The sequence below is a fragment of the Streptomyces bauhiniae genome, from assembly GCF_004784475.1.
Classification (GTDB): Bacteria; Actinomycetota; Actinomycetes; order Streptomycetales; family Streptomycetaceae; genus Streptomyces; species Streptomyces seoulensis.
Genome location: NZ_SRRT01000005.1, coordinates 537,387 through 549,834, shown reverse-complemented (window position 1 = coordinate 549,834; position 12,448 = coordinate 537,387). Strand labels below are relative to the sequence as shown.

Here is a 12,448-nt window from a genome sequence, read left to right as displayed (position 1 = left end):
GGCCGGAACCGATGACCGAGAACCCGCCGGGCGACCTCCGCGACGAGGGCAGCCAGTGGTACGACGGCGAGGCCGGGCCCCTGGTGCGCCCCTACGCCATGACCGGCGGACGCACCCAGCCCGGCCCGACCGGGGTGCCCTTCGACCTCATCGCCCTGGTCACCCTCGACCCCGCCGCGCCGGGAGTGGACGACGGCAGCGCGCTGGGCCCGGAACACCGGGCCCTGATCGAGCTGTGCCGTACCGAGACACAGTCGGTCGCGGAACTCGCGGCCGACGCCGACCTGCCCGTCGGCGTGGTCCGCGTGCTCCTGGGCGACCTGCTGGAACTGGGTTGCGTCACCGTCAGCCGCCCGGTGCCGCCCGCGCATCTGCCGGACGAGCGGATTCTGCGCGAGGTCATCGAAGGGTTGCGGGCCCTGTAGATGAACGTTTACGACCGACCCGGCGCCTCTTCGACCGCCGTTCCGCACGCTTCCGGTGCTCAATCGGCCGGAAGTCGGTCACATCTGGTGCTTTTCAGTCCGAACCCCCGAGGCGGTGTCGAAGTTGTCATGATGCTGACCTCACGCCCGAGCACGTCGACCGCAGCCGGCCCTCCCGAGAGAAGTGATCATGGCCTCTGAGCACGACGAAGCCGCCGACGACATCTCCGCCCTGGCGCTGAAGATACTGGTGGCGGGGGGATTCGGCGTCGGAAAGACCACGCTGGTCGGCTCCGTCAGCGAGATCCGGCCGCTGCGCACCGAGGAACTGCTCAGCGAGGCGGGCCAACTGGTCGACGACACCGACGGCGTGGACCACAAGGTCACCACCACCGTGGCGATGGACTTCGGCCGCATCACCATCCGCTCCGGCCTCGCCCTCTACCTGTTCGGGACGCCGGGACAGGACCGCTTCTGGTTCATCTGGGACGAACTCTCGCAAGGGGCCCTGGGAGCCGTGGTCCTCGCCGACACCCGCCGCCTGGAGGACTGCTTTCCTGCGGTCGACTACTTCGAGCACCGGCGCATCCCGTTCGTTGTCGCCGTCAACTGCTTCCCCGGCGCGCGCCCCTACGGCGCCCACGACGTCTCGCGCGCCCTCGACCTGGACCAGGGCACGCCCGTGGTGCTCTGCGACGCCCGTGACCGCGACTCCGGCAAGGAAGTGCTGATCCGCCTCGTCGAGTACGCCGGGCGCATGCACACCGCCCGGCTTCTCGACTCGGTGAGCTGAGGCCGCCTCAGTCCGCGAGGTCCTGCACGGCCACCACATGGTCGATGTGCACCCTCACCAGCAGTTCACCCGGAACGCCGTTGCGGGCGCCGAACTCCTCGGCGCGGTCCTCGCCCATGTACCGCGCGGCGATCCGGGTGGCCCACCGGCGGATCTCGTCCAGATCCTCGGACAACCGGGCCTGTCCGTTCAGCACCACGAACGAGAACGGTGGCCGGTCGTCGTCCACGCAGAGCGCGACCCGCGGGTCACGGGCGAGATTGCGCCCTTTCACTGTCCCCTCCCCGGTGTTGAAGACCAGCTCGTCACCGTCGAGCAGGAACCAGATCGGGGCGATATGAGGGCTTCCATCGGCCCTTACGGTCGCCAGCTTGCCGGTTCGGGTGCCGTGGGAGACGAACGCCCGCCATTCCTCGTCGGTCATCTTGTGTGCCATGAGCCCATCCTGCTTGCCGGGACGCCGGAGGTGGGGAAGGCTTGCGGAAAGCTCCTCCAGCCAGGGGGAGAGGCCACACGGGGAGAACGAACATGGCGCAGAACCAGGGACTGGGCTGGCTCCTGGACGATCTCACTCAGCGCGTGGACCACGTGCGCCACGCGCTGGTGCTCTCGAACGACGGACTGGTCACCGGGGCGAGCACCGGACTACGGCGCGAGGACGCGGAGCATCTGGCGGCCGTTTCCTCCGGACTGCACAGTCTGGCGAAGGGCTCGGGCCGCCACTTCGGCGCAGGCCGCGTCCGGCAGACCATGATCGAGTACGACGACGCCGTACTCTTCGTCACCGCGGCGGGGCCCAGCAGTTGCCTGTGCCTGCTCAGCGGCGCGGAGGCGGACATCGGTCAGATCGCCTACGAGATGACGCTGCTCGTGAACCGGGTCGGCGAACACCTCGGCGTGAACGCTCGGCAGCCCGAGCACTCTCCGGTGTCTGAACTCTGACCTCCGAGTTCAGCGGGGGTACGGAGGGTTATCCACAGGCCCGACACGGAGTGCGCGGATATGGCTACGGTGTGTGCACGGCGAACGCGCAGGGCGTGAGCCGACCACTCCACGGGGGAGCAGAGCCATGCCGGGAACCACCATCGCATCCGTGACCACCCTGACCCCGGAGCGCCCCGCGCTCTGCGCACCGAGCCGCGCGGCTCGGGAACTGGGTCTCAAGCGCTACGAGTTCGACCTTGCCGTCGAGCTGGGCCGCATCCGCGTCGTCTCAGACGAGGGAAGCGGCGGCCGGCGAGTCGCTCGGACCGAGATCGCCCGCCTTCAGGCGCAGGCCGGCTTTCCCCAGACGCTCCGCGAGCGAGTGCGCGTCGTGGGCACCAAGGAGGGCGCCTCACTCATGGGCGTCTCCGAAGGCAGGTTCGCCAGGCTCGCCCGGCTTGGACTGCTGGTCCCGGTGCGCTTCTACCTCAACCGGTACCGAGCCGTGGTGTGGCTGTATCTGGCCGAGGAACTGCGGGAGTTCGTGGCGAACGGTGAGCACGCCGAGCTGATCACGGGCAGGACACCCGAGACACTCAGGAGCCAGTTGACGGCCGGGCTCGACCTGCGCCCGAGAAACTGGCGGGGACGTCACCTCGGTTTCCTGCTGCGGCAGGCCGAGGACCCATGGGCGCGAGCCGGAGCGATTGCCGCCTTCCTGCCGAGCGAGGAGGTCGCGGAGATCGTCAAAATTCCCTACGAGCGGGCCAGGTTGGACCGCGTGAGGCCGAACCTGCCCGAGCACGGCGCCCCCGGATCACCTTCCGCGCTGCTCGGCGAGCAGCTCATGACCGCGCAGGACGCGGACGAGATCGCCTGGCTGAGCGCGGACCTGGCGCGGCAGTTGGAAGCGACGCGGGCACCTCGGTCCGCATCGTCAATCGTGCCGGCTCAGCGGGATCATGCCGCGCGACGACCGCGTGTACGGCGAGTGCCCACACTGCCAGTACCACGACCTGCGGCCCCCGCAGCACCGGTCGACATCGCCACGGCGCGAGCAGGCTCCGAAACTCCGGTCCCTCCGCCGCTGAGGCGAAGCGACCATGGGCCCGGAGCCGGCGCGCCGCGACCGCCCCGGGGGCTGCTGACCTGGCTGCGTCGCAGAAGCCCCCGGAGCGCACCGGCCGACGATCACCCTAGAGGGACCTGAACAGGCCCTCCTGGACGACCGACACGAGCAGTTGCCCGTGCACGTCGTAGATGCGCCCGCGGGCCAGGCCACGGCCGCCGATGGCGATCGGGGACTCCTGGTCGTACAGGAACCATTCGTCGGCGCGGAACGGACGGTGGAACCACATGGCGTGGTCAAGCGACGCCATGTCGAAGTTCCGCTGACCCCACAGCGGCTCGATCGGGATGCGGACCGCGTCGAGCAGGGTCATGTCGCTCGCGTAGGTCAGCGCGCAGGTGTGGACCAGCGGGTCGTCGCCGAGCGGACCGACCGCGCGCATCCACACCGCGCTGCGCGGCTCGGCACCGTCGATGTCATCGGCGTTCCAGCGCAGCCGGTCGACATAGCGGATGTCGAAGGGCTGGCGGCGCGCCATCAGCTCCAACTGCTCAGGGAGCGCGCCCAGATGCTTCCGGATCTCCTCGGCCACGGGCGGCAGCGACTCCGGGTCCGGCACCACACGGGCGGGCGGGAGCTGGTGCTCGAACGGTCCTTCCTCAGGCTTGTGAAAGGAGGCGGTCAGATTGAAGATCGTGCGGCCCTGCTGCACGGCCGTGACCCGGCGCGTGGTGAACGAACGTCCGTCACGGACCCGCTCCACCTGGTACACGATCGGCACGCCCGGCCGGCCCGGACGCAGGAAGTACGCGTGCAGCGAGTGCACGGGGCGGTCGCCTTCCGTGGTGCGCCCCGCGGCGACCAGCGCCTGGCCCGCCACCTGGCCGCCGAAGACCCTCTGGAGGGACTCCTGCGGGCTGCGGCCGCGGAAGATGTTGACCTCGATCTGCTCCAGGTCGAGCAGATCGACCAGGCTCTCGGCCGGATTCGTCATCGGTGGGTTTCTCCTGTGCTCACAACTGACCGACATCGGTGACACGGACGACCGCACGGCCCTCCGCGTCGGATGCGGCGAGATCGACTTCCGCGCTGATGCCCCAGTCGTGGTCACCATTCGGGTCGTCGAAGATCTGACGGACGCGCCACAGCTTGTCCTGCGGCTCCTCCTTGATCACCAGCAGCTTGGGGCCGCGGGCGTCGGGGCCGGTGCCGAGGTCCTCGTACTCGTCCCAGTACTTGTCCATGGCCTCGCCCCACGCGTCCGCGTCCCAGCCGGAGTCGGCGTCCATCTCGCCGAGTTCGTCGACCTGGTCAAGGGCGGCCAGCTCCACGCGGCGGAAGAGGGCATTGCGGACCAGCACGCGGAAGGCGCGCGCGTTGGTGGTGACCGGCTTCACCTCGTCGGCCTTCTCCTGGGCCTCCTCGGCGGTCATCACCTCCGGGTTGGCGAGCTGCTCCCACTCGTCCAGGAGGCTGGAGTCGACCTGGCGGACCATTTCACCGAGCCACTCGATGAGGTCCTGGAGGTCCTCGGACTTCAGGTCGTCCGGGATGGTGTGGTCGAGGGTCTTGTAGGCGCTGGCCAGGTAGCGCAGCACGATGCCCTCGGTACGGGCCAGCTCGTACAGCGAGACAAGTTCCGTGAAGGACAGGGCGCGCTCGTACATGTCGCGGACGACCGACTTCGGCGACAGCGGGTGGTCGCCGACCCAGGGGTGGCTCTTGCGGTAGGTGTCGTAGGCGTGGAAGAGCAGCTCTTCCATCGGCTTGGGGTAGCTGATGTCCTGGAGCCGCTCCATGCGCTCCTCGTACTCGACACCGTCCGCCTTCATCAGGGCCACGGCCTCACCGCGCGCCTTGTTCTGCTGGGCGGCGAGGATCTGACGCGGGTCGTCCAGGGTGGACTCGACGACGGACACCATGTCGAGGGCGTAGGACGGCGACTCGGGGTCGAGGAGTTCGAAGGCGGCGAGCGCGAAGGTGGACAGCGGCTGGTTGAGCGCGAAGTCCTGCTGGAGGTCCACCGTGAGACGGACGATGCGGCCCTCGGCGTCCGGCTTGTCGAGCTTCTCGACGATCCCGCCGTCCAGCAGCGAGCGGTAGATGGCGATCGCGCGGCGGATGTGCCGGAGCTGCTGCTTGCGCGGCTCGTGGTTGTCCTCCAGCAGATGGCGCATCGCCTCGAAGGCGTTGCCCGGCCGGGCGATCACCGACAGCAGCATGGTGTGCGTCACCCGGAACCGCGAGGTCAGCGGCTCGGGCTCGGACCCGATCAGCTTCTCGAAGGTGTTCTCCGTCCAGCCGACGAAGCCCTCCGGAGCCTTCTTGCGCACCACCTTGCGGCGCTTCTTCGCGTCGTCCCCCGCCTTGGCGAGGGCCTTCTCGTTCTCGATGACGTGCTCGGGGGCCTGCGCGACGACGAGTCCGGCGGTGTCGAAGCCGGCGCGGCCGGCCCGTCCCGCGATCTGGTGGAACTCGCGGGCCCGCAGCGTGCGCACCCGGTTGCCGTCGTACTTGGTCAGGGCGGTGAACAGCACGGTGCGGATGGGCACGTTGACGCCGACACCGAGGGTGTCCGTGCCGCAGATGACCTTCAGCAGACCGGCCTGGGCCAGCTTCTCCACCAGGCGCCGGTACTTGGGCAGCATGCCGGCGTGGTGGACGCCGATGCCGTGCCGTACGTAACGGGAGAGGTTCTGGCCGAACTTGGTGGTGAAGCGGAAGTTGCCGATCAGCTCGGCGATCCGGTCCTTCTCCTCGCGGGTGCACATGTTGATGCTCATCAGCGCCTGCGCCCGTTCCACGGCCTGCGCCTGCGTGAAGTGCACGATGTACACCGGAGCCTGCCGGGTCTCCAGCAGCTCGGTGAGCGTCTCGGTGAGCGGGGTGAGCCGGTACTCGTAGGAGAGCGGCACCGGCCGGGTGGCCGAGCGGACGACCGCGGTGGGGCGCCCGGTGCGGCGGGTGAGGTCCTTCTCGAAGAAGGACACGTCACCGAGCGTGGCCGACATCAGGATGAACTGGGCCTGGGGCAGCTCCAGCAGCGGGATCTGCCAGGCCCAGCCCCGGTCGCCCTCCGCGTAGAAGTGGAACTCGTCCATCACAACCTGGCCGATGTCCGCGTTCTTGCCGTCCCGCAGCGCGATGGACGCCAGCACCTCGGCCGTGCAGCAGATCACGGGCGCGTCGGCGTTCACGGAGGCGTCGCCGGTCAGCATGCCCACGTTCTCGGTGCCGAAGATCTTGCACAGTTCGAAGAACTTCTCCGACACCAGCGCCTTGATCGGAGCGGTGTAGAAGGTGACCTCGTCGCGGGCGAGCGCCGCGAAGTGCGCGCCGGCGGCGATCATGCTCTTGCCGGACCCGGTGGGCGTCGAGACGATCACGTTCGCCCCGGACACCACCTCGATCAGCGCCTCTTCCTGGTGGGGATAGAGGGTGAGGCCGCGATCCTGGGCCCACGACTCGAAGTTTTCGTACAGGGCGTCGGGGTCGGCGGTCCGCGGGAGCTGATCGATGAGGGTCACGCCCCCATCTTGCCTGCCCATGCCGTCAACCGGGGAATCGGCTGCGGGCGTCAAGATCATGGAGGCTACGCTGTGTCGCCGACGGATCATCAGCACCGCAGGTCAACTGGACAGCGGCACACGAGGAATGGGCGGGGACGCGGCCATGATGGGACCAGCACACTCACTGTCGGGGGCCGCGGCCTGGCTCGGTGTCGGAGCGGCGGCCGCCGCCTCCGGGTACCCGATGCCCTGGCCGGTCCTGCTGGTGGGTTCCCTGGTCTGTGCCGGTGCCGCGCTCGCCCCCGACCTGGACCACAAGGCGGCCACCATCTCGCGGGCCTTCGGACCGGTGTCCCGCTGGATCTGCGAGATCGTCGACAAGCTGTCGTACGCCGTCTACAAGGCCACCCGGAAGCCGGGCGACGCACGCCGCACGGGCGGTCACCGCACTCTCACGCACACCTGGCTGTGGGCGGTGCTGATCGGGGTGGGCAGCTCCGCGGTGGCGATCACCTGTGGCCGCTGGGGCGTCCTGGCCATCCTGTTCGTGCACATGGTGCTGGCCATCGAGGGCCTGCTGTGGCGGGCGGCACGCGGCTCCAGCAGCGATGTGCTGGTCTGGCTGCTCGCGGCGACCAGCGCCTGGATTCTGGCGGGGATGCTGGACAAGCCGGGCCAGGGCGCCGACTGGCTGTTCAGCGACCCGGGCCAGGCGTACATGTGGCTGGGCCTGCCGGTCGTGCTGGGCGCCCTGGTTCACGACATAGGGGACGCGCTGACCGTCTCCGGCTGCCCCGTCCTGTGGCCCATTCCCGTCGGCCGCAAGCGCTGGTACCCGATCGGGCCGCCGAAGGTGCTGCGCTTCCGGGCGGGGAGCTGGGTCGAGCTGCGGGTACTGATGCCCGCGTTCATGCTGCTCGGCGGAGTGGGCGGCGCCGCGGCGCTCAACTTCATCTGAGTCCCCGGACGAGCTCGTCAGGCGCTCGCGTCCGGGCGCTGACCGCCGTACCGGCGCTCGAACCGGTCGATGCGGCCCTCGCTGTCCAGCGTGCGGGCCTTGCCGGTGTAGAAGGGGTGGCTCTCCGAGGAGATCTCCACGTCGATCACGGGGTATGTCTCGCCGTCGTCCCACTCGATGGTCTGCTCGCTGCTGGCGGTGGACCGGGTGAGGAAGGCGTAGCCCGCCGAGCGGTCGCGGAAGACGACCGGACGGTATCCGGGCTGCTTGTCCTGCTGCATGGCGGCTCCTCGCACGAGTGGGTGGGGCGGGAGGCTTCCGGATCAGCCGGGGAGGGAGTCCTCGTCGACGATGTGGACGGCGGCCTCCTCGGCGGAGGCGGCGGCGCCGTCGATGCCGACGTCGGTGGCCACGAGCGCGCTCTCGTCGTCCTCGTGCACACCCTCGTCGGGAGCGACCAGTCGGCCGGAACGGCGAAGACCGACCTCGTTGTCGAGCAGTTCGCCGTCGGTGCCCTCGACGTCACCCAAACCGTCGCCGTCGAGGGCGGCCGGATCGGGCAGTTCCTCCGCGAGCCGCTGGTCGAGCGTCTCACCGGCGGCGCGCTCCGCCGCCGTCACCCCGTCGTGCTCGACCGCCCAGGGCCGCTCGGGAGGGGACCAGCCCCGGTCGAGGGGATCGTCGACACCGTCGACGTCCAACGTGTCCTCGACGTCGAGCACCCCCGAGTCCTCCTGGATCTCGTCGGTGTCGGGCTGGTAGACGTCGTCACCCCATCCGTCGGCGCTGTTCACGTAGACCTCCATCCGGTAAGCACGACCCGACGCCGTGAGAACGGGCGCGGGCCCATCGGCACACACGACCCTGCTGTCCCACGGAACGGCCGGGAAAACGTCCCCCGGATTCCGGGCCCGGTGCCTTCATCCAGCCTTCCACCCCCCTTCGGGACCGCGCAACGGCAACGCTGGGTAGTGGGCGAGAGGCGGCCGCCTGCCCGCCGCACCACCCGGTTCCGCCTCGGCCCGGTGGGCCGCCGCTCACCCGTTCACCCGTGCCAGGAACGCCAGAGCGCCGCGTAGGCTCCGTCGGCCGCGACCAGGTCGTCATGGCTGCCCAGCTCGCTGATGCGGCCGTTCTCGACGACCGCGATCACATCGGCGTCATGGGCGGTGTGCAGACGGTGGGCGATGGCGACCACCGTGCGCCCGTCGAGGACACGGGAGAGCGAACGCTCCAGGTGGCGGGCGGCGCGCGGATCGAGGAGGGAGGTCGCCTCGTCCAGCACCAGCGTGTGCGGGTCGGCCAGCACCAGCCTGGCGAGCGCGATCTGCTGGGCCTGGGCCGGGGTCAGCGGCAGACCACCGGAACCGACCTCGGTGTCCAGCCCCGCGTCCAGCGCCCGCGCCCAGGTGTCCGCGTCGACCGCGCCCAGTGCCGCCCACAGCTCGGCGTCGCGTGCCTCGGTGCGGGCCAGCAGCAGGTTGTCGCGCAGGGAGCCGACGAAGACGTGGTGCTCCTGGTTGACGAGGGCGACATGCGAACGGACGCGTTCGGCCGTCATCCCGGACAGCTCGGCGCCGCCCAGCGTGACATGGCCGTCCCGCGGTGCGTAGACACCGGCGAGCAGCCTGCCCAGCGTGGACTTGCCCGCGCCAGAGGGGCCGACCAGCGCCAGCCGGGTGCCCGGTGCGACCCGCAGGGAGACCGCGCGCAGCACGTCGACGCCCTCGCGGTAACCGAAGTGCACCCGGTCCGCGTCCACGTCCCGCCCGTCCGGCACCAGCGACGCGTCACCGGCGTCCGGCTCGATGTCCCGTACTCCCACGAGCCGGGCCAGCGACACCTGGGCGACCTGTACCTCGTCGTACCAGCGCAGGATGAGATTGATCGGGTCGACCAGCATCTGGGCGATCAGCGCGCCCGTGGTGAGCTGTCCGACATCCATCCAGCCTCGCAGGACGAAGACACCGCCGACCATGAGGACGGAACCCAGCACGATGATGTGAACGGCGTTGATCACGGGAAACAACACCGAGCGCAGCCACAAGGTGTACTGCTCCCACACGGTCCACTCTTTGATCCGCCGGTCCGAGAGGGCGACGCGGCGGGCGCCGAGGCGGTGGGCCTCGATGGTGCGGCCGGCGTCCACGGTCTCGGCGAGCGAGGCGGCGACGGCCGCGTATCCGGCGGCCTCCGAGCGGTAGCCGGAGGGGGCGCGCTTGAAGTACCAGCGGCACCCGGCCACCAGCACCGGCACCGCGAGCAGGACGGCGGCCGCAAGCGGCGGGGCCGTGACGACAAGGCCACCGAGCAGCAGAAGCGCCCACACGACACCGATCGCCAGCTCGGGAACGGCCTCCCGCATGGCGTTGGACAGCCGGTCGATGTCGGTCGTGATGCGGGAGAGCAGGTCGCCCGTCCCGGCCCGTTCCAGCACACCCGGCGGCAGCCGGACCGAGCGGACGAGGAAGTCCTCGCGGAGATCGGCCAGCATTTGCTCCCCGAGCATCGCGCCGCGCAGCCGCACCTGCAGGGTGAAGAGCGCCTGCACGGCCGACGCGACCACGAAGAGGCCGATGGTCAGGCCGAGTTGAAGGTTGGTGGTCCGGTCGGCGACGCGCTCGACCAGACCGCCGAGCAGGTACGGGCCCACCATGGAGGCGACGACCGCGATCGTGTTGACGCCGATGAGCAGCAGGAAGGCCCGGCGATGACGGCGGAACAGCTCCGCCACATAGTCGCGCACGGTCGACGCCGCGCCGACGGGCAGGGTGGTGGCGGTCGTCGGGGCCGCCGGGTCGTAGGCCGGTGGCGCTACGCCGATCATGCGCTCTCCTCGATATCTTCGAGCGGTTCGAGAGCGCCCAGAAGAGGGGCTCCGTCGGAGGGGTCCGGACGATCCCGTGGGGGAGGCGGGGCCGCGGTGTCCCCTGACATGCGCTGCTCGTCCTCGGTCTCGCGGGTGACGACGGCGCGGTACCGGGGTTCGGTGCCGATCAGCTCGCGGTGCTTGCCGGTCGCCGCGACCTCGCCCTCGTGGAGGAAGACGACCTCGTCGGCCCGGTCCAGCAGCAACGGTGACGAGGTGAGCACCACGGTCGTACGGCCCGAGCGCAGCCGGCGCAGACCGTCCGCGATCCTTGCCTCGGTGTGCGAGTCCACGGCGGAGGTCGGTTCGTCCAGCACCAGGACCTCCGGATCGGCGACCAGGGAGCGGGCCAGGGCGAGACGCTGGCGCTGGCCGCCGGACAGGGAGCGTCCGCGCTCGGTGATCCGTGCGTCCATCGGGTCGACCGCGTCCAGCGACCCCTGCACCAGGGCGTCCAGCACATCCGTGCACTGGGCGGCCGCCAGCGCGTCTTCGGCGCGGACGGTGCCGGAGGCGGGGACGTCGAGGAGTTCGCGCAGGGTGCCGGACAGCAGCACCGGGTCCTTGTCCTGGACCAGGACGGCGGTGCGGGCCTGGTCGAGGGAAAGCTCGTCCAGCGGCACGCCGCCCAGCAGGACCGACAGGCCGGGCTCGGGGGCGTGGCCGCCCAGGCGATCGGCGAGGCGTCCCGCCACATCGGGGTCGCCGCACACCACCGCGGTGAACCCATGGGCGGGGGCGTGCAAACCGGTAGCCGGATCGACCAGGTCGCCGCCCGGCAACTCGGCCGCGCGTGAGCCCTCGGTTTCCGTGAGGCGTTCCAACGACAGCACGCGCGCGGCCCGTTGGGCGGAGGGCCGGGAGAAGGAGTACGCCATGGCGATCTCCACGAAGTGCCGCAGCGGATAGTTCACGATCATGACCGCGCTGTAGACGGTGACCAGCTCACCGACCGTGATCCGGCCCTCGCGGGCCAGTTGGACGCCGCGCAGGACGACCACGATCAGCAACAGACCCGGCAGCAACACTTGGAGGGCGGAGATGACCGACCACATCCGGGCGCTGCGCACGGCCGCGTGGCGTACCTCCTGCGAGGCGCGGCGATAGCGGTCGAGGAACAGGTCCTCGCCGCCGATGCCCCGCAGCACCCGCAGCCCGGCCACGGTGTCCGAGGCCAGCTCGGTCGCGCGGCCGGCCTTCTCGCGCTGAACGTCGGCCCGGCTGGTGGCCCTGGGCAGCAGTGGCAGCACCGCGAGCGCGACCACGGGCAGGCCCACGGCGACGACCACGCCGAGAGCCGGCTGGTAGACCAGCAGCGCGACGCAGACCACGACGACCGTCAGCGCGGCCGCGGTGAAGCGGGACACCGCCTCGACGAACCATCCCAGCTTCTCCACGTCACCCGTCGAAACGGTGACCACTTCGCCCGCCGCGACCCGCCGCGTCAGTGCGGAGCCGAGGTACGCGGCCTTGCGTGCCAGGAGTTGCTGGAGGCGGGCGGCCGCCGTGATCCAGTTGGTGACGGCGGCGCGATGCAGGAAGGTATCGCCCACCGCGATAGCGGTTCCGCACAGCAGCATCAGACCGCCCGTCAGGGCGAGCCGGCGGGCGGACCGGTCGACGGCCGCCTGCACGGCCAGGCCGACACAGAAGGGCAGGGCGCAGACCGAGGCGAAGTGGAGGAGGCCCCACAGCAGTGCCCTGCACTGTCCGCCCAACTGGTGGCGGCCGAGCCACCACAGCAGGCGGGGGCCGGACCGCGCGTCGGGTACGCCTGGATCTGAGTACGGAAGGTCTTGGATCTGCATGGCGTCCCAGTGGCTCGTGTCAGGGAAGGGCATGCTGCGGCGACACCCGGAGGCGGCGGCAAGCCGTGAAAGGTTCGCCTTGAGCCGAGGTGA

At 70.3% G+C, this 12,448-nt stretch carries 12 protein-coding genes; 5 read left to right on the top strand and 7 right to left on the bottom strand.

The window, feature by feature from the left end:
• Positions 1-11: 11 nt before the first annotated feature.
• Both E5083_RS19400 and E5083_RS19395 read left to right on the top strand, forming a co-directional pair.
• A complete protein-coding gene (locus tag E5083_RS19400) occupies positions 12-425 on the top strand; it encodes a DUF742 domain-containing protein (RefSeq protein WP_135786957.1) in 414 nt (137 codons plus the stop codon).
• 190 nt (positions 426-615) lie between these two features.
• On the top strand, positions 616-1,218 hold the full coding sequence (locus E5083_RS19395) for a GTP-binding protein (protein ID WP_135786956.1): 603 nt from the start codon (positions 616-618) through the stop codon (positions 1,216-1,218).
• Positions 1,219-1,225: 7 nt separating this feature from the next.
• Here the strand turns inward: E5083_RS19395 and E5083_RS19390 are convergent, their stop codons facing one another.
• Complete coding sequence (locus E5083_RS19390; protein WP_135786955.1) at positions 1,226-1,654, bottom strand: PPOX class F420-dependent oxidoreductase; 429 nt, start codon at positions 1,652-1,654, stop codon at positions 1,226-1,228.
• A 92-nt stretch (positions 1,655-1,746) separates the two neighbouring features.
• Here E5083_RS19390 and E5083_RS19385 point away from each other — a divergent pair, with 92 nt between their 5' ends.
• Together E5083_RS19385 and E5083_RS19380 are read left to right on the top strand one after the other, a co-directional pair.
• Complete coding sequence (locus E5083_RS19385) at positions 1,747-2,160, top strand: roadblock/LC7 domain-containing protein (RefSeq protein WP_030803533.1); 414 nt, start codon at positions 1,747-1,749, stop codon at positions 2,158-2,160.
• Positions 2,161-2,287: 127 nt separating this feature from the next.
• On the top strand, positions 2,288-3,352 hold the full coding sequence (locus tag E5083_RS19380; RefSeq protein WP_244317563.1) for a DUF6397 family protein: 1,065 nt from the start codon (positions 2,288-2,290) through the stop codon (positions 3,350-3,352).
• Here E5083_RS19380 and E5083_RS19375 read toward each other — a convergent pair.
• Both E5083_RS19375 and E5083_RS19370 read right to left on the bottom strand, forming a co-directional pair.
• Positions 3,339-4,205, bottom strand: a complete 867-nt coding sequence (locus E5083_RS19375; protein ID WP_135786954.1) for an acyl-CoA thioesterase — start codon at positions 4,203-4,205, stop codon at positions 3,339-3,341. The two genes, E5083_RS19380 and E5083_RS19375, sit on opposite strands and share 14 nt — an antisense overlap.
• A 19-nt stretch (positions 4,206-4,224) precedes the next feature.
• On the bottom strand, positions 4,225-6,738 hold the full coding sequence (locus E5083_RS19370) for a DEAD/DEAH box helicase (protein ID WP_167513576.1): 2,514 nt from the start codon (positions 6,736-6,738) through the stop codon (positions 4,225-4,227).
• 145 nt (positions 6,739-6,883) lie between these two features.
• Between E5083_RS19370 and E5083_RS19365 the strand changes: the two genes are divergently transcribed.
• Positions 6,884-7,678, top strand: a complete 795-nt coding sequence (locus tag E5083_RS19365; protein WP_135786952.1) for a metal-dependent hydrolase — start codon at positions 6,884-6,886, stop codon at positions 7,676-7,678.
• A gap of 17 nt (positions 7,679-7,695) precedes the next feature.
• Here the strand turns inward: E5083_RS19365 and E5083_RS19360 are convergent, their stop codons facing one another.
• The 4 genes from E5083_RS19360 to E5083_RS19345 all read right to left on the bottom strand — a co-directional run bounded on the left by E5083_RS19360 (position 7,696) and on the right by E5083_RS19345 (position 12,355).
• The gene (locus E5083_RS19360) at positions 7,696-7,959 is read right to left on the bottom strand and encodes a type B 50S ribosomal protein L31 (protein WP_135786951.1); all 264 of its coding nucleotides are present in this window, start codon (positions 7,957-7,959) and stop codon (positions 7,696-7,698) included.
• Between the two features lie 42 nt (positions 7,960-8,001).
• The gene (locus tag E5083_RS19355; RefSeq protein WP_135786950.1) at positions 8,002-8,472 is read right to left on the bottom strand and encodes a DUF5709 domain-containing protein; all 471 of its coding nucleotides are present in this window, start codon (positions 8,470-8,472) and stop codon (positions 8,002-8,004) included.
• Positions 8,473-8,723: 251 nt separating this feature from the next.
• Positions 8,724-10,505 (bottom strand): ABC transporter ATP-binding protein, encoded by a 1,782-nt coding sequence (locus E5083_RS19350; protein WP_135786949.1) that lies wholly within the window; start codon positions 10,503-10,505, stop codon positions 8,724-8,726.
• The gene (locus tag E5083_RS19345) at positions 10,502-12,355 is read right to left on the bottom strand and encodes an ABC transporter transmembrane domain-containing protein (protein ID WP_135787057.1); all 1,854 of its coding nucleotides are present in this window, start codon (positions 12,353-12,355) and stop codon (positions 10,502-10,504) included. The genes E5083_RS19350 and E5083_RS19345 overlap by 4 nt, the downstream gene beginning before the upstream one ends.
• Positions 12,356-12,448 lie beyond the last annotated feature (93 nt).